At 62.0% G+C, this 25710-nt stretch carries 25 protein-coding genes; 10 read left to right on the forward strand and 15 right to left on the reverse strand.

Annotated features, from left to right (window positions below; translation table 11 throughout):
* The first annotated feature begins 137 nt into the window (after positions 1-137).
* From ppnN to HGP31_RS18705, 3 genes are all read left to right on the forward strand, one after another.
* Positions 138-1511 carry a nucleotide 5'-monophosphate nucleosidase PpnN gene (gene ppnN / locus HGP31_RS18695; RefSeq protein WP_020801060.1) on the forward strand — a complete coding sequence of 458 codons (1374 nt, stop codon included), beginning with the start codon at positions 138-140 and terminating at the stop codon, positions 1509-1511.
* Positions 1512-2614: 1103 nt separating this feature from the next.
* Positions 2615-3355, forward strand: coding sequence for a response regulator (locus HGP31_RS18700; protein ID WP_020800967.1), 741 nt, complete (start codon positions 2615-2617; stop codon positions 3353-3355).
* Between the two features lie 105 nt (positions 3356-3460).
* Positions 3461-3673, forward strand: coding sequence for a hypothetical protein (locus HGP31_RS18705; protein WP_020800966.1), 213 nt, complete (start codon positions 3461-3463; stop codon positions 3671-3673).
* 77 nt (positions 3674-3750) lie between these two features.
* On the opposite strand, the gene HGP31_RS18710 is transcribed toward HGP31_RS18705, so the two are convergent.
* The 11 genes from HGP31_RS18710 to HGP31_RS18760 all read right to left on the reverse strand — a co-directional run bounded on the left by HGP31_RS18710 (position 3751) and on the right by HGP31_RS18760 (position 14924).
* Positions 3751-5181, reverse strand: coding sequence for an FAD/NAD(P)-binding protein (locus tag HGP31_RS18710; protein WP_168758376.1), 1431 nt, complete (start codon positions 5179-5181; stop codon positions 3751-3753).
* 14 nt (positions 5182-5195) lie between these two features.
* Positions 5196-5963 carry an ABC transporter ATP-binding protein gene (locus HGP31_RS18715; RefSeq protein WP_020800964.1) on the reverse strand — a complete coding sequence of 256 codons (768 nt, stop codon included), beginning with the start codon at positions 5961-5963 and terminating at the stop codon, positions 5196-5198.
* A 2-nt stretch (positions 5964-5965) separates the two neighbouring features.
* Complete coding sequence (locus tag HGP31_RS18720) at positions 5966-7306, reverse strand: ABC transporter substrate-binding protein (RefSeq protein WP_168758377.1); 1341 nt, start codon at positions 7304-7306, stop codon at positions 5966-5968.
* A 26-nt stretch (positions 7307-7332) separates the two neighbouring features.
* On the reverse strand, positions 7333-8382 hold the full coding sequence (locus HGP31_RS18725) for a branched-chain amino acid ABC transporter permease (protein WP_168758378.1): 1050 nt from the start codon (positions 8380-8382) through the stop codon (positions 7333-7335).
* A 4-nt stretch (positions 8383-8386) separates the two neighbouring features.
* On the reverse strand, positions 8387-9268 hold the full coding sequence (locus tag HGP31_RS18730; RefSeq protein ID WP_168758379.1) for a branched-chain amino acid ABC transporter permease: 882 nt from the start codon (positions 9266-9268) through the stop codon (positions 8387-8389).
* Positions 9268-10044: an ABC transporter ATP-binding protein gene (locus tag HGP31_RS18735; protein ID WP_168758380.1), complete on the reverse strand. Its 777-nt coding sequence runs from the start codon at positions 10042-10044 to the stop codon at positions 9268-9270. The genes HGP31_RS18730 and HGP31_RS18735 overlap by 1 nt, the downstream gene beginning before the upstream one ends.
* Positions 10041-10946 (reverse strand): acyl-CoA synthetase family protein, encoded by a 906-nt coding sequence (locus HGP31_RS18740; protein WP_083349325.1) that lies wholly within the window; start codon positions 10944-10946, stop codon positions 10041-10043. Before HGP31_RS18740 ends, HGP31_RS18735 begins: the two co-directional genes overlap by 4 nt.
* A 176-nt stretch (positions 10947-11122) precedes the next feature.
* Positions 11123-12526: an LLM class flavin-dependent oxidoreductase gene (locus HGP31_RS18745; protein WP_168758381.1), complete on the reverse strand. Its 1404-nt coding sequence runs from the start codon at positions 12524-12526 to the stop codon at positions 11123-11125.
* Positions 12526-12975, reverse strand: a complete 450-nt coding sequence (locus HGP31_RS18750) for an acyl-CoA dehydrogenase (protein ID WP_033043274.1) — start codon at positions 12973-12975, stop codon at positions 12526-12528. The genes HGP31_RS18745 and HGP31_RS18750 overlap by 1 nt, the downstream gene beginning before the upstream one ends.
* Before the next feature lie 10 nt (positions 12976-12985).
* Positions 12986-14203, reverse strand: coding sequence for an SfnB family sulfur acquisition oxidoreductase (locus HGP31_RS18755; RefSeq protein WP_033043273.1), 1218 nt, complete (start codon positions 14201-14203; stop codon positions 12986-12988).
* A 157-nt stretch (positions 14204-14360) separates the two neighbouring features.
* Positions 14361-14924: a helix-turn-helix domain-containing protein gene (locus HGP31_RS18760; protein ID WP_020800954.1), complete on the reverse strand. Its 564-nt coding sequence runs from the start codon at positions 14922-14924 to the stop codon at positions 14361-14363.
* Positions 14925-14939: 15 nt separating this feature from the next.
* Between HGP31_RS18760 and HGP31_RS18765 the strand changes: the two genes are divergently transcribed.
* The 7 genes from HGP31_RS18765 to HGP31_RS18795 all read left to right on the forward strand — a co-directional run bounded on the left by HGP31_RS18765 (position 14940) and on the right by HGP31_RS18795 (position 22252).
* On the forward strand, positions 14940-15944 hold the full coding sequence (locus HGP31_RS18765; RefSeq protein WP_205896206.1) for a DMT family transporter: 1005 nt from the start codon (positions 14940-14942) through the stop codon (positions 15942-15944).
* Between the two features lie 244 nt (positions 15945-16188).
* Positions 16189-19107 (forward strand): monovalent cation/H+ antiporter subunit A, encoded by a 2919-nt coding sequence (locus tag HGP31_RS18770; protein WP_168758383.1) that lies wholly within the window; start codon positions 16189-16191, stop codon positions 19105-19107.
* The gene (locus tag HGP31_RS18775) at positions 19107-19451 is read left to right on the forward strand and encodes a Na+/H+ antiporter subunit C (protein ID WP_007986256.1); all 345 of its coding nucleotides are present in this window, start codon (positions 19107-19109) and stop codon (positions 19449-19451) included. Before HGP31_RS18770 ends, HGP31_RS18775 begins: the two co-directional genes overlap by 1 nt.
* Positions 19448-21133 carry a monovalent cation/H+ antiporter subunit D gene (locus tag HGP31_RS18780; RefSeq protein ID WP_020800952.1) on the forward strand — a complete coding sequence of 562 codons (1686 nt, stop codon included), beginning with the start codon at positions 19448-19450 and terminating at the stop codon, positions 21131-21133. The genes HGP31_RS18775 and HGP31_RS18780 overlap by 4 nt, the downstream gene beginning before the upstream one ends.
* A complete protein-coding gene (locus HGP31_RS18785; protein ID WP_168758384.1) occupies positions 21130-21618 on the forward strand; it encodes a Na+/H+ antiporter subunit E in 489 nt (162 codons plus the stop codon). Before HGP31_RS18780 ends, HGP31_RS18785 begins: the two co-directional genes overlap by 4 nt.
* Positions 21615-21893, forward strand: a complete 279-nt coding sequence (locus HGP31_RS18790; RefSeq protein ID WP_008063386.1) for a K+/H+ antiporter subunit F — start codon at positions 21615-21617, stop codon at positions 21891-21893. Before HGP31_RS18785 ends, HGP31_RS18790 begins: the two co-directional genes overlap by 4 nt.
* A complete protein-coding gene (locus HGP31_RS18795) occupies positions 21890-22252 on the forward strand; it encodes a Na+/H+ antiporter subunit G (RefSeq protein WP_008063389.1) in 363 nt (120 codons plus the stop codon). The genes HGP31_RS18790 and HGP31_RS18795 overlap by 4 nt, the downstream gene beginning before the upstream one ends.
* Positions 22253-23080: 828 nt before the next feature.
* On the opposite strand, the gene HGP31_RS18800 is transcribed toward HGP31_RS18795, so the two are convergent.
* The 4 genes from HGP31_RS18800 to HGP31_RS18815 all read right to left on the reverse strand — a co-directional run bounded on the left by HGP31_RS18800 (position 23081) and on the right by HGP31_RS18815 (position 25430).
* Positions 23081-23518 (reverse strand): DUF3995 domain-containing protein, encoded by a 438-nt coding sequence (locus HGP31_RS18800; RefSeq protein WP_168758385.1) that lies wholly within the window; start codon positions 23516-23518, stop codon positions 23081-23083.
* Positions 23519-23624: 106 nt separating this feature from the next.
* A complete protein-coding gene (locus HGP31_RS18805) occupies positions 23625-24638 on the reverse strand; it encodes an ABC transporter substrate-binding protein (RefSeq protein ID WP_020796721.1) in 1014 nt (337 codons plus the stop codon).
* 118 nt (positions 24639-24756) lie between these two features.
* Positions 24757-24960, reverse strand: a complete 204-nt coding sequence (locus HGP31_RS18810; protein ID WP_020796722.1) for a hypothetical protein — start codon at positions 24958-24960, stop codon at positions 24757-24759.
* A complete protein-coding gene (locus tag HGP31_RS18815) occupies positions 24960-25430 on the reverse strand; it encodes a hypothetical protein (RefSeq protein ID WP_020796723.1) in 471 nt (156 codons plus the stop codon). Before HGP31_RS18815 ends, HGP31_RS18810 begins: the two co-directional genes overlap by 1 nt.
* Positions 25431-25710 lie beyond the last annotated feature (280 nt).

Raw genomic sequence — 25710 nt, forward strand, 5'->3', positions numbered from 1 at the left:
CTCCTTTTCATCTATACATCATCAAAAGGAGGACATGGCGAGACCGCGCAGTTCGTGCCATCTTCTTTCATGGATACTCTCTATTCGGATGCCATTCGTTGTTTGCGCGTGAATGACATCGTTTTAAGGATCATTGAATGACCCAACGACAAGTAATCAATGCTTCGGTCAGCCCGAAAGGCAGCCTGGAAACACTCTCCCAACGGGAAGTCCAGCAACTGAGCGAAGCTGGATCCGGCAGCACCTACGACATCTTCCGCCAGTGCGCCCTGGCCATCCTCAACACCGGCGCCCACGTCGATAACGCCAAGACCATCCTCGAAGCCTACAAGGACTTCGAAATCCGCATCCACCAGCAAGACCGTGGCGTACGCCTGGAACTGCTGAACGCCCCGGCCGACGCCTTCGTCGACGGCGAAATGATTGCCAGCACCCGTGAAATGCTGTTCAGCGCCCTGCGCGACATCGTCTACACCGAAAACGAACTCGACAGCCAACGCATCGACCTGAGTACCTCCCAGGGTATCAGCGACTATGTCTTCCATTTGCTGCGCAACGCCCGCACGCTGCGCCCCGGCGTCGAGCCCAAGATCGTGGTCTGCTGGGGCGGTCACTCGATCAATACCGAAGAATACAAATACACCAAGAAAGTCGGCCACGAACTGGGCCTGCGCAGCCTCGACGTGTGCACCGGTTGCGGCCCCGGCGTGATGAAAGGCCCGATGAAAGGCGCCACCATCGCCCATGCCAAGCAACGCATCCACGGCGGGCGCTACCTGGGCTTGACCGAGCCGGGAATCATCGCCGCCGAAGCGCCGAACCCGATCGTCAACGAACTGGTGATCCTGCCAGACATCGAGAAGCGCCTGGAAGCCTTCGTCCGCGTCGGCCACGGCATCATCATCTTCCCGGGCGGCGCCGGTACCGCCGAAGAGTTCCTGTACCTGCTGGGCATTTTGATGCACCCGGACAACGCAGGCCTGCCCTTCCCGGTCGTCCTCACGGGCCCGAAACATGCGGCGCCCTACCTGGAACAGCTTGACGCGTTCGTCGGCGCCACCCTGGGCGCAGATGCCAAGAAGCACTACGAGATCATCATCGACGACCCGGCAGAAGTCGCCCGACAGATGACCCAGGGCCTCAAGGCGGTGAAGCAGTTCCGTCGCGAACGCAATGACGCGTTCCATTTCAACTGGCTGCTGAAGATCGACGAAGGCTTCCAGCGCCCGTTCGACCCGACTCACGAAAACATGGCCAACCTCAAGCTCAGCCGTGACCTGCCACCCCACGAACTGGCCGCCAACCTGCGCCGTGCGTTCTCCGGCATCGTCGCCGGCAACGTCAAGGACAAGGGCATCCGCCTGATCGAAAAACACGGGCCATACCAGATCCGTGGCGATGCGGCCGTCATGCAGCCGCTGGATCAACTGCTCAAGGCCTTCGTCGCCCAGCACCGGATGAAGCTGCCGGGTGGTGCGGCTTATGTGCCGTGTTATCGAGTGGTTGCGTAAGCAAGTTAATGTAAATTGTTAAGTGCGAGCCGAAGCCAATGCTTCGGCTTGCTGCTTTCTAGGAGAGGTGAATCGGATCGCACTCGCGGCGCCTCTACCAACGTTGATCTATGCCTCGTCGAAGCTTGTGGGAGATTGTTGTCTGAGTACATATCCATTGCTGCGGTAACGGCGGCTTATGGTTTCGCCCTTACGGCGAGTCCCTTTTTCAAACGCCGGAGTGCCGGCCCAGCAAAAAGGAACCAAAAGGCTTTGCCCCACCACTCGGTGCCTCGCCTAGGCTCGGCATGCCCTCTCTCCGGCATTGCTCCGTGGGTCGCCGCGATGGGCCATCCATGGCCCAGCGCGGCTAAACCGGCGTCCTGCCGGTTTACCCACTGCGCAATGCCTGCGTTCGGCCATCGTGGTTAACGGGGCACCCAGATCCAAAGCCAAAGCGAGGCGGCCTGATAGCCGACCTGACTTTTGCAGATACCCCCAATCTCCTGTGGGAGCGGGCTTGCTCGCGAAGAACGTCAACGATAACGCGCCCTGTCTGGATGATTGCGTTGTCTGGACGTCCTTCGCGAGCAAGCCCGCTCCCACAATGGGATTGCAGACAGTCCTGCAATCAGGTCGGCTGTCAGGCCGCCTCGCTTTGCTTTTGCTCTGCTTTGGCTTTTGATTTTCTTGCCCCATCGAGAGGCCGAGTGGAGGTTCTGCGTAGTGGGCAACCCGGCATGGATGCCGGGTTAGCCGCGCACGACCATGGATGGTCGATCGCGGCGGGCCCACGGAGCAGGACCGGAGCGAGGGCATGCCGAGCATTAGCGAGGCACCGAACGCCAGGGGCAAGAGCGTTTGGTTACTTTGCGCCGGGCGGCGTTCCGCTCTTCAAAGTGACTCGCTGTAAGAGCGAAACCATAGGTGGCCGTTACCGCTGGAATGGATATGTACACCTGAAAGAGAATTGGTTGACTGTAAGGGCGCCTTCGCCGGCAAGCCTGGCTCCTACAGTAAATCAGTAGATCAGTAGATCGGGTACATCCGAGAGCTATGAGGCCGCCTTCGCTGGCAACCCAACGCCTACAAAATGTATCGTTGCAAAAAAAGAGGATCGACCGATGGACCACGTCAACCACATCCTGATCGTCGACGACGATCGCGAAATCCGCGAACTGGTCGGCAACTACTTGAAGAAAAACGGCCTGCGCACCACCGTGGTCCCCGATGGCCGGCACATGCGCAGCTTCCTCGAAGCCAACCAGGTCGACCTGATCGTGCTCGACATCATGTTGCCCGGCGACGACGGCCTGGTGCTGTGCCGCGAACTTCGCGCGGGTAAGCACAAAGCCACGCCGATCCTGATGCTCACCGCTCGCAACGATGAAACCGACCGTATCCTCGGCCTGGAAATGGGCGCTGACGACTACCTGACCAAACCCTTCTCCGCCCGCGAACTGCTGGCGCGGATCAACGCCGTATTGCGCCGTACCCGCATGCTGCCACCCAATCTGCTGATCAGCGAAAGCGGTCGGATGCTCGGTTTTGGCCGCTGGCGCCTGGACACCACCGCCCGTCATTTGCTCGACGAAGACGGCACCCTGGTGGCCCTCAGTGGCGCCGAATACCGCCTGCTGCGGGTGTTCCTCGATCACCCGCAACGGGTTCTGAGTCGCGACCAATTGCTCAACCTGACCCAAGGCCGCGACGCCGATCTGTTCGACCGTTCGATTGATTTGCTGGTCAGCCGCCTGCGCCAACGACTCAAGGACGACTCACGGGAATCGACCTACATCAAGACCGTGCGCAGCGAGGGATACGTGTTCTCCTACCCGGTGGAAATGCTCGATGCACAGGCCTGAATAGATCAACACCCTCGATAACGACTATGCGCAAGGGTGTTTTTTCATCGCGACGCTCCAGCACTACAGTAGCCACATCTTCTCCCCACGCTCTGGAGCAACATCATGAAAAGCCTCATCGGTCTCGGCTTCGCCCTTTCGGTGCTTGGCGCCACTAGCGCCATTGCCGCCCCCCACGCCACTACCCCGCTGGTTGCAGCGGCGAAAGTCAGCCAGCCGGCAACACTCAACGTGAACACCGTCAGCGCTGACCAGAAAGACAAACTCTACGTCGCAGAAAACCGCCCTGAGTTCGGCTCCAAGTATCAGCGCTATTGATCAACAGCCTTGGGCTGCCTGAAACAACAAACCCCGCCAATGCGGGGTTTGTTGCATCTACACAGCTCCTACAGGGTTTATGGTGTTGCCAATCGCGCGGCCAGTGCCTTGGCCTGGCTTGCGACATCTGTGACCGCAGTGCTTTCCCACCACATCCCGCGCAACGGTGGGCCCATGGCAAACAGGCGGCTCGCAGCCTGACCATCGGCATCCAGTACCGCACCGTCGACCTCGGCCGCAATGCCCAGCGCCAGGTGTCCTGGGCGAATCAGCCCGCGCGCCAGCAATTGCCGGGGCAATGGTCGCGCCACCCGTCGCCAGTCATATTCGATGCCGCTGGAGTTGATCAATGCCGCGCCACTGACGACAACGGTTTGCGTTTCACCTCGGCGGCGAATTCGAATACTCACCTCATTGCCCGAAGAAGGCTCCAGCCCTTTGAACGAGGCTGCCTGAATCTGCAACCGCCCTTCCTTGTGCAGGCGCTCCACCAGTTCGGCGCTCAACGGTGGCGAGCGGTGATGATGGCTTTCCCACCACGGCCGTACATGGCGCACGAATTGCCGACGCTGCAGGTCGGTGGCCTGACTCCACAGACGGCCGATGTGCGCCCGCACCGTGTCCAGCGGTGCCTGCCAGTCAATGCCCCGTGCGATGGCATCGCGGCAATGCCGGCGTAATTCACGCACCAGCTGTCGTGGCGTGCGAATGCTCTGATCCTCGGCCAGGAAATCCACCCAGGCCGGTGGCTGGCGCCGCACATGGGGCAACAGGCCGTGACGGGAAAACACGTTGATCGGCCCACGATGCCCGGCCTGTTCCAGCGACACCACGGCATCGACCATGGTCAGCCCCGAGCCGATGATCAACACCGTCGAATGCGGATCGAGCTGGCGCATCGCAGCAACATCCCACGGGTCAAGCGCCGCCACGTTCAAGCCGCTGGACTGGGTCTGCGGCGTGCGCGCGGCCGGGAACATCCCCGTCGCGAGCACGGCAAAGGAACCCTGCAGTCGCTGGCCGTCGCTCAAGCTCAAGCGCACCGACTGCGCATCGGTTTGCAGATCCACCACCTCGGCGCGCACATGCTCGACCGTCGAGCCGTTCAACGCACCCAGCGCTTGAGCCTCGGCCAAGCGCTGCTGCACGTACAGGCCAAAAATCCCCCGTGGCGGGAACAACTCGCTGACCGGTACATGCTGCTCATCCGACTCCGGCCAGCCGCCGGCCGCAATGTAGTCGGTCAACCATTGGGTCAGGTCATCGGCGTTGTCCGGATCGACACTCATGCGCGCCGCGTTGCCGTTGAGCGTATGCCCAAGCTCCACGGCGCTGTAGGCCTCGCCGCGCCCGAGCTCGGCGCGCGGTTCGATCACCAGCACCTGGCGCTTGCCCGGCAGGCGTAACAGTTGCGCCGCCAACATCGTGCCGCTGAGGCCGCCGCCGATAATCAGGATGTCCGCGTGACGGATGACGTCGCTCGCCTGTCCGTTTTGGGTTTCACTCATGCCGTTCTCACTGCTCAGTGTTTACCTAGATAGAAGTCATGCAGATCGCCCCGGGCCAGCAGCTCGCTGGCGCTGCCGGACAACACCACCCGGCCGGTGTCGAGGACATAGGCCGTGGAAGCGTACTTGAGCGCCACATTAATATTTTGCTCGGCAATCAGGAAGCTCACCTGTGCCTCGCGGTTGAGCTGGGCGACGATCTCGAAAATCTCCTGGACGATGATAGGCGCCAAACCCATGGAAGGTTCGTCGAGCAGTACCAAAGTAGGACGTGTCATCAATGCGCGGCCGATGGCGACCATCTGCTGTTCGCCACCGGACGTGAGGCCGGCCTGGGTCTTGCGCTTGGTTTTCAGGCGCGGAAACCAGGCGTAGATGCGCTCCAGGTCCCGGGCCATGTCCTGGCGACTCAAGCCGCGGACAAATCCACCACTGCGCAAGTTGTCCTCCACCGTCAATTGCGCGAAGACGTGCCGGCCCTCCAGTACGTGGACCATCCCTTCGCGCACCCGCAGGCTCGGATCGACGCCTGCGGTATCACGCCCCAGGAACTCGATGCTGCCACGACTGACCTCGGCCCGCTCGGCCCGCACCAGGCCGGAAATCGCCTTGAGCGTGGTGCTTTTACCCGCGCCGTTGGCGCCGAGCAACGCGACGATGCCGCCCTTGGGCACCGTCAGCGAGACGCCGGCCACAGCCAGGATCGCGCCGTCGTAGATCACTTCGATGTCATTGACCCGCAACAGATCGTTGACGGCAATGTCGCTGGCGGCTTCGCTCATGATTATTCCTCTGCGGTGCAGGTGCGTGGCGTCAGGCCTTTTTCCTTGGCGAACGCGGCGGATTTCTCGTCGATCAACGGCCGCAGCAACGCGCGGTCGGCGGCGATCCAGTCGCTGATCAGCGTCCAGTTGGCGCCGTCCCACTGCTGCACCCGCGCCGAACCGCCGCCCTCGTGATCCTTGCAAGACAACTTGAGGTTTTGCATCAGGCCCAAGTAACCCATGTCCTTGAGCCGCGCATCGTCGATATTCAGATGCTCCAGGCCCCAACGCCCTTCCTCACCGTTGAGCGGGCGCTTGCCGAATTTGCCTTGGGCGGTGCGGATCGCTTCCACGGCGACGGCGGCATTCACCAGCCCGGAGTTGTAGTAGACGCTACCGAAATTCTTCAGGTCCTTGAGGTCGCTCTTGCCCTTGTCGAGGATGTATTGCTTGAGGCGCTTGTGGATCTCGAAGTCAGTGCCGGCCGGGTACGGCGTCAGCGCCAGGTAGCCTTTGGCAGCAGCGCCAGCGGGCAGCACGTCTTCGCTGGAGCTGGCCCAGATGTCGCCGACGATGTGGTCCACCGGGAAGCCGAAACGCGCAGCGGTCTTGACCGCCACCGGGGTCGACACGCCCCAGGTGCGCAGGAACACCCAGTCCGGGTTGAGCTGACGGATCTGCCGCCATTGCGCCGATTGCTCATTGCCGGGATCGGCCACCGGAATCTGGATGTTCTCGAAGCCGTACCGCTCGGCCAACAACTTCAGCGGCCCCAGGGTTTCGCGACCGTATGCGGAGTCGTGGTAGACCGTGGCGATTTTCTTGCCCTTGAGTTTGTCGAAGCCACCCTCTCGCTGGGCGATGTAGTTGATCAGGCTGGAGGCTTCGCTGTAGAAGGTCAGCATCACCGGGAAGTTGTACGGGAACACCGTGCCGTCGGTGGCTTCGGTGCGGCCATAACCCAGGGTGATCAGCGGAATCTTGTCGACTTCCGCCCGTTCACTCAGGGCATAGGCCGCCGGCGCGCCGTTAGGTTGATAGACCGCTACGGGCGCGCCATCCAGGCCATTCTTGAAGCGCTCGTAACACTCGATGCCCTTCTCCGCCGTCCATTCGGTTTCGCATTCCTGCCAAACCAGTTTCACCCCATTGATCCCGCCTTCGACCTCGTTGATGTAGTTGAGGTAATCGATCATCCCGGCCCACACCTGTACGCCGCTGGAGGCGTAGGCGCCGACCCGGTAAGTGGCCAACGGAAAGAACTGCTGGTCCGCCGAGGCCTGGGCCATCGGTACTGCACTGCCGAAAACCGCCAGCGCCAAAGCGGCGCCGAGCAGGGAGCGTTTCAAGGATGCACGCATGTTGTCTCTCTAGTAGTGGGAAGGATTCAGAAGCGCAGCGGCCAGTGGCCCAGCCGGTCACGAAGATTGCCCAGCAGGCGGATCAAGCCTTCCGGTTCCTTGATCAGGAACAGGATGATCAGCACGCCGAAGATGATTTTTTGCAGATTTTGCAGCTGCCCGGCATCCACCGCGCCACCGAGCAAGGCTTGCCCGACGTGGCTGAGCAGGATTGGCAACAGGCTGATGAATGCCGCGCCGACGAAGTTGCCGGCGATGCTGCCCATGCCACCGATAATGATGATGAACAGGATCTGGAATGATCGATTGATATCGAAACTGCTGGCACTGGCGGTGCCCAGGTAGGCAAAGGCCCACAAGGCGCCGGCGATGCCCAGGTAGAACGAGCTGACGGCAAATGCCAGGAGCTTGTAGCGCGCCACGGGAATACCGATGACGGCAGCGGCGGTGTCCATGTCGCGGATCGCCATCCAGTTGCGGCCGATCTGGCTTTTCACCAGGTTCACCGCGACCCAGGTCAGCAGCAGCACAGTGGTCAGGGTCAGCCAATAGCGGCCCAGCGGCGTGTTCAGGTCATGGCCAAACAGCGCCAGTTTCGGTGCGGTAATTGTGCCGGACGAGCCGTAGTTGTAGAACCAGGGGAATTTGACGAACAGCCACTCCAGGAAAAACTGCGCCGCCAGGGTGGTGACCATCAGGTAAAAGCCCTTGATCCGCGAACTCGGCAGCCCGAAGAAAAAGCCCACCACCGCACTGATCAAACCGCCACCCAGCAACGCCACTGGCAGCCCCAGCTCAGGCAAACGCAACAGAAAACCGTACGTGGCAAACGCCCCGACCGCCATGAACCCGGCCGCACCCACCGAGGTTTGCCCGGTGTAGCCGGTCAGCAGGTTCAGGCCAAGTCCTGCCAGGGACAGCACCAGGAACGGAATCAGAATGGCGTTCAACCAATAGTCGTTGCCGGTCAGTGGAACGACGACAACCGCAATCAGCAACAAGCCGACCAGACCGAACGGCACGCGGCGCCGGACCAACACCGCCGGTGCGGTTTCACGGGTAAGGGAAATCGACATGGGTTCAGACTCGCTCGATGGCGCGCTCGCCGAACAGGCCGGCGGGACGGATGTAGAGGAAGGCCAGGGCCAGGACATAAGCAAACCACGGCGTGATGCCGCCACCGATCAGCGGGCCGATGTAGACCTCGGCGAGGTTCTCCGCCGCACCGACGATCAGCCCGCCGACAATCGCCCCGCCAATCGAGGTGAAACCACCGATGATCAACACCGGCAACGCCTTGAGCACCACCAGCGACAGGGAAAACTGCACCCCTTGTCGCGCCCCCCAGAGCAACCCGGCCACGAGTCCGACCACCCCGGCCACGGCCCAGACGATCTGCCAGATGCGGTTGAGGTTGATGCCGATGGACAGCGCGGCGGTGGTGTCATCTGCCACCGCCCGCAACGAGATGCCGATGCGGGTCTTGTTGAACAGCAGTGCCAGCACCGTCACCAGCACGATGGCCGCAGCGGCGGCGATCAGGTCGAACTGGCTGAACATCATCGCGCCAATGAACAGCGGCACGTCGTCGATGCCCAGGTCCAGCGCCCGGACCTGCGAGCCCATCAAGCCTTGCGCCAGGCCTTCGATGATGAAGGACAGGCCGAGCGTGGCCATGAACAGGGTGATCTGTGAGCGATTGACCAAGGGTCGCAGCACCAGCCGCTCGATGAACAGCGCGCCAACGATCATCACCAGCACTGTCAACAGCAGCGCCAGGGCAAACGGCACACCCTGATCGTGCAGGCTGACGAAGGTCAGCGCGGCGAACAACAGCATCGCGCCCTGGGCGAAATTGAACACACCGCTGGCCTTGTAGATCAGCACGAAGCCGATGGCGACCAGCGAATACAGGGTTCCAGCGAGCAAGCCGCCGAGCAGGGTTTCAACGAAGAACGTCATCAGTGCATCACTCCCAGATACGCCGCGATCACCTCAGGGTTGGCCTGCACCTGGGCTGGCGTGCCATCGCCAACCTTGCGCCCGTAGTCGAGTACCACCACATGGTCGGACAGGCCCATCACCACGCTCATGTCGTGTTCGATCAACACCACCGTGGCGCCAAGGTCACGGTTGATGTAGGCGATGAAACGGGCCATATCCTGTTTTTCCTCGGCGTTCATCCCGGCCATCGGCTCGTCGAGCAGCAATAGGCTCGGACCGGCGATCAGGGCGCGGCCCAGCTCGACGCGCTTTTGCAGGCCATAGGCGAGATTGCCCACCGGCACATCGCGTTGGGCTTGCAGTTCGAGGAATTCGAGGATGCCTTGGGCCTGCTGGCGAAACTGTTCGGCTTCAAGCCGGGCTCGCGGCAAACCCAATGCCTGCTCGATGAAGCTGCTGCGCAGGTGTCGCGACAGGCCGGTCAGGAGGTTGTCGATCACGCTCATTTTCTTGAACAGCGCGTTGTTCTGGAACGTTCGGCCTATGCCCCGGCGCGCAGCGCTCAAAGGATCGATGCGCTTGAAAGACTGCTGCTCGAACACGATCGAACCGGCATCGAAGCGGTACACGCCGTTGAGCACATTGAGCAACGAACTCTTGCCCGCCCCGTTGGGGCCGATCAACGCGCAGATCTCGCCACGGCGCACATCGAACGACAGGTCGTTGATCGCCTTGACGCCTTTGAAGGACAGGGAAATACCGCTGACTTGCAGGATGGAATCGGTCGAGATCATGCGATGTTCCGTTTGAATTCGGCGAGCCAGGCAGGCGTGGATTGCGCTTGCGCGGTGCGCGTGGCTTGCCAGATGAAGTGCAGGTTGTGAAAGCCCAGCAGGCGGCGGACGCGGGTCTTGATCAGGCGTTGCAGGGGCTTTTGCGGCTGGGCAATGGCCCAGTCGCACAGGCGGCGGCGCCAGGTGCCCGGTGACGCGAGGCGGCTTTCGATTTCCATGGCAAGCAGTTGCAGGCGCCCGGCGGAGAGCAGCAAGCCCGAAGGCGCCACTTCACGGCGATCACGACTGGCGCTGCCAGGGCTTTCCGGGAAAGCCAGGGTTTGCCCGACACCGAGCCATTGTTTGAACAATACCGCCAGGCCGTCCTGCCATTCGGTGCCCTCTTCGCTCCATAACTGTTCTGCGTTCACACCGAGGCGAAGCCGTTGCGGATGCTCTGTCGGGCCCAGCAGCTCGGCGAAGTCGAGCAACGACTGGCCCTGGTTGAGCCAGAGTTGCCGCGCCTGCCGTCCCTGCACAAAGGCGTGGCCAGGGCTGCTGCGCCACAGGACGTTGTGCAAGGCGGGAGCGTCGAGGTTGTCGGCGATGGCCAGCACCTCGCCGCCGATGTGCTGAGCCGCCAGGGCCAGCAGCAACAGGTTCGGCTCGAAGGCGCCGCTGACGGCCAGCCGCGAATCCTCATCGAATCCTTGCTGGCGCAAGCCATCGGCCAGGCGCTCGACATCGCGCAAGACATCGATCCAGCGCCAGGCAAACCATTGCCCGTGACGCTTGTGCCGCAGCGCTGGCTGCAAAGGACTGATTTGCGCCCAATGGCGCAATTGCTCCAGCGCCTTGGGTGCGCTGACCTGCCATTCCCTGGTATCCGCAATCGGCGGACGCTTGAGTTCGTGCACGCTCATGGGTTGACCTCCTGTTCATGGGTAATGTGGGAGCGAGCCTGCTCGCGAAGATGCCATGATCGTTCCCACGCTCTGCGTGGGAACGCCGCCATGGACGCTCTGCGTCCGCTCCTGATGCAGGGACGCGGAGCGTCCCGGGATGCATTCCCACGCAGAGCGTGGGAACGATCATCTACTCAGGCAGACACCACCTTTCTCTCCTGCTGCCGCAACCCCGCCAGATCGCGGTACCCGCTGCCCGGATGAATCTGCGGCAAGCGCGGTCCTTCACCGAACAACTTCTCGCGCAATGTCCCCGGCGCGTATTCGGTCTTGTACACACCGCGTTTCTGCAACTCCGGCACCAGCAACTCCACGGCATTGATGAACGTTTCGTGGGTCAGCGCATACGCCAGGTTGAAGCCATCCACATCCGTCTCCTCGACCCATTCCTGCAGCAGATCGGCAACGGTTTCCGGGCTCCCGACAAACAACGGGCCAAAGCCACCGATGCCCACCCAGTCGGCCAGTTCATTGGGGGTCCAGACCTTGTTCGGATTGGCCGTGGAGAACGCCTCCACCGCCGATTGAATGGCATTGGTGTGCACATGCTTGAGCGGTTCATCCGGGTTGAACTGACTGAAATCGATGCCCGTCCAGCCGGAAATCAACGCCATCGCGCCCTCATAACTGACCCAGCTCTTGTATTCCTCGAACTTGGCCTTGGCCTTGGCGTCGGTCTCGCCGAGGATCACCGTCTGCAGGTTGAAAATCAGGATCTTCGACGGATCACGCCCCGCCTGCGCTGCACGCTTGCGGATGTCGGCCACGGTTTTCTTCAGCAGCACTTTCGACGGTGCGGCGACGAACACACACTCGGCATGCTCGGCGGCGAACTGCTTGCCGCGACTTGACGCCCCCGCCTGATACAACACCGGAGTGCGTTGCGGCGAGGGCTCGCAGAGGTGAATCCCCGGCACCTGGAAGTGTTTGCCGACATGTTGGATCTCGTGGATTTTGCTCGGGTCGCTGAAGATCCGCCGCTCGCGATCGCGCAGGATCGCGCCCTCTTCCCAACTGCCCTCCCAGAGCTTGTAGCAAACCTGCAGGTACTCTTCGGCGAAGTCGTAGCGGGCGTCGTGTTCGGTCTGGGTTTTCTGCCCGAGGTTCTTCGCCCCGCTCTCCAGGTACGAGGTCACGATGTTCCAGCCAGCGCGGCCCTTGGTCAGGTGATCGAGGGTCGACAGGCGTCGGGCAAACGGGTACGGATGCTCGAACGACAGCGACGCGGTCAGGCCAAAGCCCAGGTGTTCGGTCACCAGCGCCATCGGCGGGATCAGTTGCAGCGGGTCGTTGACCGGCACCTGGGCCGCCTGGCGGATTGCCGCATCGCCGTTACCGTTATAGACGTCGTAGATGCCAAGCACATCGGCGATGAACAGGCCGTCGAACTTGCCGCGCTCGAGGATTTTCGCCAGATCTGTCCAGTATTCCAGGTCCTTGTACTGCCAGGAACGATCCCGCGGATGCGCCCACAACCCTGGCGACTGATGGCCGACGCAGTTCATGTCGAAAGCATTGAGACGGATTTCACGGGCCATCAAACGGCTCCCTTGGTTGATGTGTGCAAGCTGGGCGGGTGAATGCCGTTGAGGCGAAAGTTGCCGATGAGGTGGAGCTTGCCGCGCAGCGGATCGTGCAGCGAGCCCGGCAACGCGGTGCGCTGCCCCGTGAGTTCGAATTCGGCGTTGCTGGCTGTGCTCAATGCCTCGGCACTGGCCAGACGGGATTCGGCTTCGGCGATGCTGACTTCGATGTCGTCAGTGCCACTGGCGAGAAATTCTTCAGCGCGTTCCAGCAGCGCAGCGGCCACTTCGATGCGGATGTGCACATCGCCAAGGCGGCTGATCACCAGAGGCTCATCAGTTGCCTGGTTGTGCTGGCGGACGAAACGCAAGGTCGCATCGAGCAGGCTACGCGCGTTGTGCAGGTCATGCCGGCTGTTGGCCAGGGGTTGCCCGGCGGCAATCGGTTGGGTCAAGGCGTTCATGGTGGACTCCTCAGTTCCAGGCGTGGCGCGCAGGCTTTACGCCGTTGAGCAGGTAGTTGCCGATCAAGTGGAATTTCCAGCGCGCCGGGTCGTGCAGCGTATGGGTGCGGGCGTTGCGCCAGTGACGGTCGAGGTTGTATTTGCCGAGCACCGAGCGGGTACCGGCCAGTTCGAAGAGCTTGCTGCTGGTGAGCAAGGCGATTTCGGCGGACAGCACCTTGGCCTGGGCGACCACCACCGAGGCGTGCGCCACCGTGTCTTCATTGGCGTCGAGCAGCGCGGCGTCAATGGCCTGGCCGGCCTTTTTCAGGATCGCTTCGCTACCCCGCACACGCCATTCGAGATCGCCGATGGCGGCAATGCTGAACGGGTCCTGCCAGCCGTGGTCCTGGCCGCTGTCGATCCATGGCCGCGCTTCACGGGCGTAGCGCTTGGTTTCTTCCAGGGCACCCACGGCGATACCGGTGTCCACGGCGGCCTGGATGATTTGTGAGATCGGGCCGTCGGCGGTTGGCTCATCGAAGGCTTTGTGGGCCGGGATCACCGCGCTGAGCGGGACCTGCACCGCGTTCAGGGTCACGCCACCGCTGGCGGTGGTGCGCTGGCCGAATCCGTCCCAACTGTCGATCACCGTCAAACCGGGATTGTCACGCTCGATGAAGGCGATGAACGCCTGGTTCTGTTCGTTGACCGCCACCGCCGGCACGATGTGCGCAAACAGCGCGCCGGTGCAGTAGAACTTCTCGCCGTCGATTTGCGCGGTGTCGTCGTTGAAGTGAATACGGGTTTCAAAAGCCCCGGCGTGTTTGCTTTTCGATTCCGAGAAGGCGTTGCCGAAGCGGTAACCCTGCAGCACTTTGCCGAAGTAGTACTGCTTCTGCTCTTCGCTGGCGGTTTGCACCAGGATGTCGAGCACGCCAAGGTGGTTTTGCGGGATCTGGCCCAGGGAAGAATCAGCGGCGGAAATGATCTTGATCACTTCGGCGACGGTCACATAAGACACTCCGGCGCCACCGTAGGCTTTTGGCACGGTGATGCCCCAGAGGCCGCTAGCGGAGAACTCGTCGAGCTCGGCAACCGGCAGACGTCGTTCGCGATCGCGCACGCTGGCTTCGACGGCGAATCGCGCCGCGAGCTTGTGGGCGATGGCAATCGCTTCCGCATCCGAGCGGATCACATGGGCAGGGCTCACACTGGCCGAGCGGGGGGATTGGGCTGAGGCTGTCATGGGCCGACTCCGGGTTCTGGGTGAATGCACCAGAGCTATTGCAGGAGTCGTGCCTGAATTTAAATTCGTTATTTATCAAAATCTTAACGAATTATTAGAGAAAAGCTTTTAGCTTCAGAACAGCAAAATGTTTATCCAGTGTTGACCGGCCAACAGTTCAGATCACCACATTGCGCACAAAGCGCACCGCGACTTCTCCCTCGTTGCGATAGGAATGCGGCTGGTTGCTGGCGAACATGAAGAACTCGCCGGCGGCGATCTTGTGCGGCACCTCGCCGACCATCACCGTCAGGCAGCCTTCGAACACGTAGAACTGTTCGCTCCAGCCTTCGGCGTCAGGCTCCGACGGATAATGCTCGCCCGGCTCCAGGCGCCATTCCCAGAGTTCGACTTCACGGGTGGCATTGGCCTTGGCCAGCAGCACCGCCTTGCTACCGGGGATCGTTCCGGCCCAGGCGAGTTCGTTGATGCGGCTATGGTCGCGCACATCGGGGGCCTGGATCAGGTCGCTGAACGCCACGTCCAGCGCTTCGGCCACACGGTCGAGGGTGGTCAGGCTAACGTTCTTTTCGCCGGCCTCGATCGCCACCAGCATCCGGCGACTGACACCGGATTTTTCCGCCAACGCGGTCTGGCTCATATCGGCGGCATGGCGCAACCGCCGAATGTTCTGGCTGACGTGTTGCAGGACCGAAGCCCGGGGCGAGGAATCTTTGTGCACTATATTGCTCACTTGATGGTGTTGCGCAGTATACTGCCCAACTTCGGGCGCATTGTGCGTCCCCCTCAAACAGTGTGCAAGATCATGACGTCGGTGAACTCCTCCCAGGCTCCCTCCCGTTTCCTGCGACTCAGCAAGGCCGAGTGCGTGCTGGTGTTGATCACCATGGTCTGGGGCGGGACCTTTCTGCTGGTCCAGCATGCGATGACCGTCAGTGGCCCGATGTTTTTCGTCGGCCTGCGCTTTGCCGCCGCCGCGATCATCGTCGCGCTGTTCTCCTGGCGCAGCCTGCGGGACCTGACCTTGTTTGAATTGAAGGCCGGCGCCTTCATCGGCGTGGCGATCATGCTCGGCTACGGCCTGCAGACGGTCGGGCTGCAAAGCATTCCCAGCAGCCAGTCGGCGTTCATTACCGCGCTGTACGTGCCCTTCGTGCCGTTGCTGCAATGGCTGGTACTGGGGCGTCGTCCGGGGCTGATGCCAAGTATTGGCATCATGCTGGCATTTACCGGGTTGATGCTGCTGTCGGGCCCTTCCGGTGCGGCATTGAACTTCAGCCCCGGTGAAATCGCTACCTTGATCAGCGCCATTGCCATTGCGGCGGAGATCATCCTGATCAGCAACTTTGCCGGCCAGGTCGATGTGAAACGGGTGACCGTGGTGCAATTGGCGGTCACGTCGCTGCTGTCGTTCCTGATGGTGGTGCCGACCCAGGAACACATTCCTGATTTCTCCTGGTTGCTGTTGTGCAGTGCCCTTGGGCTGGGCGCGGCGAGTGCGGCGATCCAGGTGGCGATGAACTGGGCGCAGAAGAGTGTTTCGCCGACCCGCGCGACCTTGATCTATGCCGGTGAGCCGGTGTGGGCCGGGATTGTCGGGCGGATCGCCGGGGAACGGCTGCCGGCGATTGCGTTGCTGGGGGCGGGGTTGATCGTGGCGGCGGTGATTGTCAGTGAGTTGAAAACCAAGGGTAAGGCCGCTGTGGCTGAGGAAGCGTTGGAGCGGGAAACCCAGGGTTAACCGCAGAATCTGCAACGTCTGGAAGATAGCTTTCGCGAGCAGGCTCGCTCCCACAGTTGAAATGCATTCTCCTGTGGGAGCGAGCCTGCTCGCGAAGAGGCCGGACCTGCTGAACGCAGGCCTTCGAAACAATGTGAAGCAAGACTTTTCCGTCTACCTTGTAGGATTCTGCGACAGCTTGGCGTTTGGCGATCCGGGAGCTGGCACGTATGATGCTTTACAAACTTCCGCAGATTAGAAGCCTATGTCCCTGATAGTTCTACTGCTTCTGCCTTTCATAGGCAGCTGTCTGGCAGCGGTGCTGCCTCACAACGCGCGTAATACCGAATCGTTATTGGCTGGCCTGGTCGCTTTGATCGGCACCGTCCAGGTCGCCCTGCTGTACCCGCAAATCGCCCATGGCGGCGTGATCCGCGAAGAATTCCTTTGGCTGCCCAGCCTTGGCCTGAACCTTGTCCTGCGCATGGACGGTTTCGCCTGGCTGTTCTCGATGCTGGTGCTGGGCATCGGCACGCTGGTGTCGCTGTACGCCCGCTACTACATGTCGCCGGACGATCCGGTACCGCGTTTCTTCGCGTTTTTCCTGGCGTTCATGGGTGCCATGCTCGGGCTGGTGATCTCCGGCAACCTCATCCAGATCGTGTTTTTCTGGGAGCTGACCAGCCTCTTCTCGTTCCTGTTGATCGGCTATTGGCACCACCGCGCCGACGCGCGACGCGGTGCTTATATGGCGCTGATGGTCACCGGTGCGGGCGGCTTGTGCCTGTTGGCGGGGGTCATGCTGCTTGGCCATGTGGTCGGCAGCTATGACCTGGACAAGGTCCTGGCCGCCGGCGAGCTGATTCGTGCTCATGCCCTCTACCCTATCCTGCTGCCCCTGATCCTGATCGGCGCGCTAAGCAAAAGCGCGCAATTCCCCTTCCACTTCTGGCTGCCCCACGCCATGGCCGCGCCGACACCGGTTTCGGCCTATCTGCACTCGGCAACGATGGTCAAGGCCGGGGTGTTCCTGCTGGCTCGCCTGTGGCCATCGCTCTCGGGCAGTGAAGAATGGTTCTACATCGTCAGTGGTGCCGGCGCCGCCACCCTGCTGCTCGGCGCGTATTGCGCGATGTTCCAGAACGACCTCAAGGGCCTGCTGGCGTACTCGACCATCAGCCACCTGGGCCTGATCACCCTGCTGCTGGGCCTGAACAGCCCGCTGGCCGCCGTAGCCGCGGTGTTCCACATCCTCAACCACGCCACGTTCAAGGCCTCGCTGTTCATGGCGGCCGGCATCATTGACCACGAAAGCGGCACCCGCGACATCCGCCGGCTCAACGGCCTGTTCAAGCTGATTCCGTTCACCGCGACCCTGGCCATGGTCGCCAGCGCCTCCATGGCCGGCGTGCCGCTGCTCAACGGCTTCCTGTCCAAGGAGATGTTCTTCGCCGAGACCGTGTTCATCAACGCCACGGCCTGGATCGAAGCCACCCTGCCGATCGTCGCGACCATCGCCGGGACCTTCAGCGTCGCCTATTCCCTGCGTTTCACCGTTGACGTGTTCTTCGGCCCGACCGCTACCGACCTGCCCCACACCCCGCACGAGCCGCCGCGCTGGATGCGCGCGCCGGTCGAGCTGCTGGTGTTCACCTGCCTGGTGGTGGGGATCTTCCCGGCGCAAGTGGTCGGCCCGTTGCTCGCCGCTGCCGCGCAACCGGTCGTGGGCGGCACCTTGCCCGAGTACAGCCTGGCGATCTGGCACGGCTTGAACGCGCCGATGATCATGAGCCTGATCGCCATGTCCGGCGGCATCGCGCTGTACCTGCTATTGCGCAAGCAGCTCAAGCTCGGTCGCTTCCATTACCCGCCGCTGATTGGCCGCTTCAATGGCAAGCGCCTGTTCGAACGCAGCCTGGTGCTGATGATGCGCCTGGCCCGACGCCTGGAACCGCTGATCAATACCCGGCGCCTGCAGATGCAATTGTTCCTGATGGTGCTCGCCGCGGTCCTGGCCGGGTTGATCCCGATGTTGCACAGCAGCCTGCACTGGGGCGACCGACCGAAAATCCCGGGCTCGATCGTGTTCGTCATCCTCTGGCTGCTGGCGATTGCCTGCGCCCTCGGCGCCGCATACCAGGCCAAGTACCATCGTCTGGCCGCCCTGACCATGGTCAGCGTCTGCGGCCTGATGACCTGCGTGACCTTCGTCTGGTTCTCGGCCCCGGACCTGGCGTTGACGCAACTGGTGGTCGAAGTGGTGACCACGGTGTTGATCCTGCTGGGCCTGCGCTGGCTGCCACGGCGAATCGAAGAGGTTTCGCCGCTGCCGAGCAGCCTGCGCAGGGCGCGCATCCGCCGCATCCGCGACTTGCTGCTGTCGGCGGTAGTCGGCGGTGGCATGGCGTTGCTGGCCTACGCGATGCTGACCCGCCAGACGCCGAACGACATTTCTTCGTTCTACCTCAGCCGCGCCCTGCCCGAAGGCGGCGGCAGCAACGTGGTCAACGTGATGCTCGTGGACTTCCGCGGCTTCGACACCCTCGGCGAAATCACCGTGCTGGCGGCCGTGGCGCTTACCGTGTTCGCCCTGCTGCGACGCTTCCGTCCGCCGAAGGAAAGCCTGCAGTTGCCGGCCCAGCAGCGCCTGCTCGCGCCGGACGTGGTCACCGACCTGGTCAACCCGCGTCACGCCAGCGACACCGCGCTCGGCTTCATGATGGTCCCGGCGGTGCTGGTGCGCCTGCTGCTGCCAATTGCGCTGGTGGTCTCGTTCTACCTGTTCATGCGCGGGCACAACCAGCCGGGCGGCGGCTTTGTCGCGGGCCTGGTGATGTCGGTGGCGTTCATCCTGCAGTACATGGTCGCCGGCACCCAGTGGGTCGAAGCGCAAATGAGCCTGCGGCCGCTGCGCTGGATGGGCGTCGGCCTGCTGTTCGCCACCGTCACCGGCCTGGGCGCGATGGTCGTCGGCTATCCGTTCCTGACCACCCATACCTGGCATTTCGACCTGCCGCTGCTGGGCGACATTCACCTGGCCAGTGCGCTGTTCTTTGATGTCGGCGTGTACGCCGTGGTGGTCGGTTCGACGCTGTTGATCCTGACCGCCCTCGCCCACCAATCGGTGCGGGGTCACAAGACCGCGGCCCAGCCCAAACTTGTCGTCATCAAGGAGGCTGTCTGATGGAAGAAGTCATCGCCATCGCCATCGGCGTCCTGGCCGCGTCCGGCGTCTGGCTGATCCTGCGTCCGCGGACGTTCCAGGTGGTCATGGGCCTGTGCCTGCTGTCGTACGGTGTCAACCTGTTCATCTTCAGCATGGGCAGCCTGTTCATCGGCAAGGAACCGATCATCAAGGACGGCGTGCCCCAGGATCTGCTGCACTACACCGACCCGCTGCCGCAAGCACTGGTACTCACCGCCATCGTCATCAGCTTCGCCATGACCGCACTGTTCCTGGTGGTCTTGCTGGCTTCGCGCGGCCTGACCGGCACCGACCATGTGGATGGCCGGGAGCCTAAAGAATGAATCCGATGTCGCACCTGATCGCCGCCCCCATCCTGCTGCCGCTGCTGACCGCCGCGATCATGCTGATGCTCGGCGAGAAGCACCGCCCGCTCAAAGCCAAGATCAACCTGTTCTCCAGCCTGCTGGGGCTGGGTATTTCAGTGCTGCTGTTGCAATGGACGCAAACCACCGGCATCGCCGGTTCCATTGGCGTGTATCTGCCGGGCAACTGGCAGGTGCCGTTCGGCCTGGTGCTGGTGGTCGATCGCCTGTCGGCGCTGATGCTGGTGCTGACCGGCATTATCGGCGTCTGTGCGCTGCTGTTCGCCATGGCGCGCTGGGACAGCGCCGGTTCGAGCTTCCACGCGCTGTTCCAGATCCAGCTGATGGGCCTGTATGGCGCCTTCCTGACGGCGGACCTGTTCAACCTGTTCGTGTTTTTCGAAGTGCTGCTGGCCGCGTCCTATGGCTTGATGCTGCACGGGTCGGGCCGGGCGCGGGTGTCGTCGGGGCTGCATTACATCTCGATCAACCTGCTGGCCTCGACCCTGTTCCTGATTGGCGCGGCGCTGATCTACGGCGTCACCGGCACCCTGAACATGGCCGACCTGGCGCTGAAGATCCCGCTGGTGCCCGAAGCCGATCGCGGCCTGTTGCATGCAGGCGCGGGCATCCTGGCGGTGGCGTTCCTGGCCAAGGCCGGGATGTGGCCGCTGAATTTCTGGCTGGTGCCGGCGTACTCCTCGGCCAGCGCGCCGGTGGCGGCGATGTTTGCGATCATGACCAAGGTCGGCATCTACACCTTGCTGCGCCTGTGGACCCTGCTGTTTTCCGGTCAGGCCGGCGCCTCGGCGTACTTCGGTGGCGACTGGCTGATCTACGGCGGTATGGCCACCATCGTTTGCGCGGCAGTGGCGATCCTCGCGGCCCAACGCTTGGAGCGCATGGCCAGCCTGAGCATCCTGGTGTCGGCGGGGATCCTGCTGGCGGCGATCGGCTTCGGCCAGCCCAACCTGATCGCTGCGGCACTGTTCTATGTGGTCAGCTCGACCCTGGCGCTGAGCGCGCTGTTCCTGCTGGCGGAGTTGATCGAACGCTCGCGCTCGGCCAACGAAATGCCCCTGGAGGATGAAAACGAGATGCTGCCTCGGCCGCTGGAATCGTTGTATCCGGTCAAGGGCATCAACCTCGACGACGACCAGAAAGCCGTGGTCGGCCAAGTGATTCCCTGGACCATGGCGTTCCTCGGCTTGAGCTTCATCGCCTGCGCCCTGCTGATCATCGGCATGCCACCGCTTTCCGGGTTCATCGGCAAGCTCAGCCTGCTCAGCGCCCTGCTCAACCCGATGGGTCTGGGCAACGCCGGCGACGCACCGGTATCGAATGCCGCGTGGGGCTTGCTGACGCTGCTGATCCTCTCGGGGATGGCGTCGTTGATCGCCTTTGCCCGTGTCGGCGTCCAGCGTTTCTGGACACCGGCAGAACGCCCCTCGCCTGCGCTGCGGCGCCTGGAATGCGTACCGATTTTTGCGCTGTTGGGCTTGTGCATCCTGCTCACGCTCAAGGCCGAACCGCTGCTGCGCTACACCCAAGCGGCCGCCAACGCCTTGAACAACCCGCAGCAGTATGTGATGGCCGTGCTCGGCACCCGCGTAGTGCCAGGCCCGCAGGCCAGTGCAGCGCTGCTGGAGGTGCAACCATGAAGCGCCTGCTACCTGCGCCATGGCTGTCGCTGGCCCTGTGCCTGTTGTGGTTGCTGCTGAACCTGTCGCTCAGCCCCGGCAACCTGTTGCTGGGCGCCCTGCTGGGGTTTTGCGCGCCTTTAATGATGCGCAAGCTGCGCCCGCTGCCGATTCGCATTCGGCGGCCCGGGGTGATGCTGCGTCTGTTCCTGCTGGTCGGTCGCGATGTGCTGGCGTCCAACCTGGCGGTCGCCTTTGGTGTGCTCAATGCTCGCCGCCGGCCGCCACGCTCAGGGTTCGTCAAGGTGCCGCTGGACCTGCGCGACGCCAATGGCCTGGCCGCGCTGTCGATGATCTGCACGGTGGTCCCCGGCACCGTCTGGTCGGAACTGGCGCTGGATCGCAGCATTCTGCTGCTGCATGTCTTCGACCTGGATGACGAAGTGCTGTTCATCCAGCACTTCAAGGCGACCTACGAGCGCCCGCTGATGGAGATTTTCGAATGAGCAGCTTGTTGTCCAACGCCATCCTGCTAAGCCTGTTCCTGTTTTGCGTGGCGATGATCCTGACCCTGATCCGCCTGTTCAAGGGCCCATCGGCCCAGGACCGGGTCCTGGCCCTGGATTACCTGTACATCGTGGCGATGCTGATGATGCTGACGCTGGGCATTCGCTATGCCAGTGACACTTACTTCGAGGCGGCGTTGCTGATCGCGCTGTTTGGCTTCGTCGGTTCGTTCGCCCTGGCGAAATTCCTCCTGCGCGGCGAGGTGATCGAATGAGTGCGCCATTATCCTTGTGGGTGGAAATACCCGTGGCCATCCTGCTGGTGCTCGGCAGCCTGTTTGCCCTCATTGGCGCCACTGGCCTGTTGCGGATGAAGGATTACTTCCAGCGCATGCACCCACCGGCCCTGGCCTCGACCCTGGGAGCATGGTGCGTGGCCCTGGCCTCGATCATCTTCTTTTCGGCGCTCAAGTCCGGGCCGGTTTTGCATGCGTGGCTGATACCGATACTGCTGGCGATCACTGTGCCGGTGACCACGTTGTTGCTGGCCCGGGCGGCATTGTTTCGCAAGCGCATGGCGGGGGATGATGTGCCGGCGGAGGTTTCTAGTCGGCGTACGGAGAGTGGGGGGTGATTGAAAGATCGCAGTCTGCGTTGATGGAGTACATTCCATTCCTGCGGTAACGGCCACTTATGGTTTCGCCCTTACGGCGAGTCACTTGGAAAAGCCCCAAGTAACCAAGGGCTCTTGCCCCTGACGTTCGGTGCCTCGCTAATGCTCGGCATACCCTCGCTCCGGTCCTGCTCCGTGGGTCGCCGCGATGGGCCATCCATGGCCCAGCGCGGCTAAACCGGCGTCCTGCCGGTTTCCCCACTGCGCAATGCCTGCGTTCGGCCATCGTGGTTAACGGGGCGCCCAGATCAAAAACCAAAGCGAGGCGGCCTTAAAGCCGACCTGACTTTTGCAAATACCCCAATCCCCTATAGGAGCCAGCGGTGCGGCGATCCGACTTGCCGGCGAACCAGGCGCTGCGGTGTGTCTGTTGTACCGGGTTATCGTTCTTCGCCGGCAAGTCGGATCGCCGCACCGCTGGCTCCTACAAGGAGAACGCGTACAGGTCCCGATCAGGTCGGCTGTCAGGCCGCCTCGCTTTTGCGTTTGATCTTGATCTGGCTTTTGATTTTCTTGCCCCCTCGAGAGGCCGAGTGGAGGTTCTGCGTAGTGGGTAAACCGGCAAGGATGCCGGTTTAGCCGCGCTGGGCCATGGATGGCCCATCGCGGCGACCCACGGAGCAATGCCGGAGAGAGGGCATGCCGAGCCCTAGCGAGGCACCGAGTGGTGGGGCAAAGCCTTTTGGTTCCTTTTTGGCGTTTGAAAAAGGGACTCGCCGTAAGGGCGAAACCATAGGTGGCCGTTACCGCAGGAATGGATATGTACTCCGTCGGCTGCGATTTTTCATCTTAGACCCAGGCCACCGCCAACAACCCAGCCCCCAGCACCACACACAACGGCGAGTAGACCCAGGTGTCCAGCCGGGCAAACCGCGACCCCTTCACTTCCTTGAAAAACCCCACCAGCTCCGAATCACCAATCGCCCGGGCGAACAGCAATAGCGCAATGGCGCTGATCACCCACTGCAACCCGCGATGATCCACCTGCGGCAGCCACCAGCCAACCCGCAAGCACACCAACAGGGCAATGGTCAGCAACGCCGCCGCCACCAGCATCGTCATCCAGCCACGGGGCTTGAAGGCCGGCTGCAATCGCGCTTCGCCCTCCACCGGCACCTGCGGCACCACCGCCACGACGGCCCATTTACCACCCAACGCCCAATACACGTGTGCCAGGGCGATTGCCGCAATTACCGTCGCCAGCCATTGAGCCAACACGAAGGTCATGGTCTGAAATCCTTGAAAGGGATTTGAACAGACTCATCCTAGTCGGCTTTTTTCGCCGTGCACGCGCTCATGCCAACGACCCGACCAACGCGTTTGCGGCCGCCTCCTACAAGGCGGCTGACACCTTGTCCGCGATATCCTTGGGCAACCAGGCCTTCCAGACCTGCGGATGCGCCTTCATGAACGCTTCGGCGGCCTGACGCGGTGGCGTGTGCTTTTCACTCATCTCGGCCAGCGCCCTGTTCAACGGGTCGATGGGAAAATCGACCTTGGCAAAGAACGCGGCAATCTGCGGGTACTGCTTCTGGAACGGCGTGGACACGCCGATAGACAGCTTCGAGGGCAGCGATCGGGTCGGTTGCGGGTTGGGGTTGTCGGCGTCGGTCAGGGTTTTCCAGGCCTGCGCATCGAAGGGCGGCTCCTCCAGCTGGATCAGCTTGAAGCGACCGAGCAGCGGCGTGGGCGACCAGTAATAGAACAACACCGGTTTACCCCGGCGAATCGACGAGCTGATCTCCGCATCCAGCGCCGCTCCCGAACCGCTGCGAAAATTCACATAGCTGTCATCGAGCCCATAGGCCTTGAGCTTCTGCTTGTTGACCACTTCCGAGGTCCAACCGATAGGGCTGTTGAGGAAGCGCCCCTTGTTCGGCGCTTCAGGGTCCTTGAACACGTCTTTGTACCTGGGAAGGTCGGTGACACTGCGCAAGTCCGGCGCCAGCGCCTTGATGCCCTTGGCCGGGTCGCCCTTGACCACGTACTCAGGCACCCACCAGCCTTCCGTGGCGCCCTTGACCGTATCGCCCAGGCTCACGACCTTGCCTTCCGCCTCTGCCTTGACCCAGACCGGGCTGCGCCCCGCCCACTCCTCGCCAATGACCTGGATGTCATTGTTGGCCAGTGCGGTTTCCAGGGTGATGGTAGTGCCTGGCAAGGTGTCGGTCGGCAGCCCATACCCTTTTTCGACGATGATCCGCAGGACATCGGTGATCAGGCTGCCGCTTTCCCAATTGAGGTCGGCGAAGTGGATCGGCGCGCTGGCAGCCAGCACCGCAGCGGGTGACGCCAACAATCCGAACGTGGCCACGACAGCGGCCAGCAACCGGCGAATGCCTTTCATGCTTGTGCACCTCGTGCTGTTCACAGCAATAGCAGGATGGCCTGGCAGAAGACCGCAAAGCCTCTGAATACTCAGTCAACTGACTGTAGTAGAGGTTCCTGCTTTCGAGGGACGAGGATCACTTTTCACAGGATTGCTGCAGACAGGCCAGCTCTCTCCTGACCATGCTGGCGTACGCCGCAGGTTGCAACGCGTAGATTTGCGAGGCCACCCAGTTCAGCCAGGCACCCTGCAGGACCGCCTTTTGCTCAAACAGACGCTGGGCCTCGGCTTGCGCACGGGCCTGGTGCTGTTGGTGGAAATCGGCACGGGGCAGGACCACTATTCACTGGCCTTGAACGTCACCAGTTCGCCCTTGCGCCACTTGGCGGCCTTGCCGGTCACGGCCTTGAGGGTCTTGGTCAGGCCTTCCTGCAGCTGCTGGTGGGCGGCGAATACCGTCACCACGTTGTGCCCTTCCTTGAACAGGATGGCTTGGCCGTCGGCCGTGGTCACGAAGGCGTAATCGCCCAGGCCATAGACTGTCAGTTTGATGTCGCGGAACTTGATTTCCAGTTTGCCGCCTTCGCGGCTGGGCAACACCGACGCGCTGAAATGATCGCCGACCTTAAGTTTGAGCCCCGGTTTATCGTCCACCACGAGCGCTGTCTCGGTGTCGATCTCGGCAATGTAAATGCCTTCGGCGCTCTGTTCGGTAATGTAAACAAAACGTGACTGAAACTGTTTAACCAGCTTTGCGCGCAAATCGCCCAGCACGAACAAAGCATGCATATCGAGATTACTTACTGCCAAGGAAACATCCCCACATCTGAAAATGACGCCGCACGCGAAAAAAGCGCACGGCCAAAAAAGCGGCAATGCCGAGGTGAAGCCAGATAACCCGGGTTGAGATCCTGGATGCGCAGAGCGCTCATCCCTCTCGAAGCTTGAGCAGATTACTGGATGCTGCTCACGTCGTCTCGCCCGGCGTTCGACAAAGGCTGAAGGAAAACGCCCTTGGAACCGCCAGAGAAATACGGACTATCAACTTTAGGGAAAAAACTCTTATAAAAAAGCACTTTTCTTACATATC

The organism is Pseudomonas umsongensis, from assembly GCF_012647205.1.
Classification (GTDB): Bacteria; Pseudomonadota; Gammaproteobacteria; order Pseudomonadales; family Pseudomonadaceae; genus Aquipseudomonas; species Aquipseudomonas umsongensis.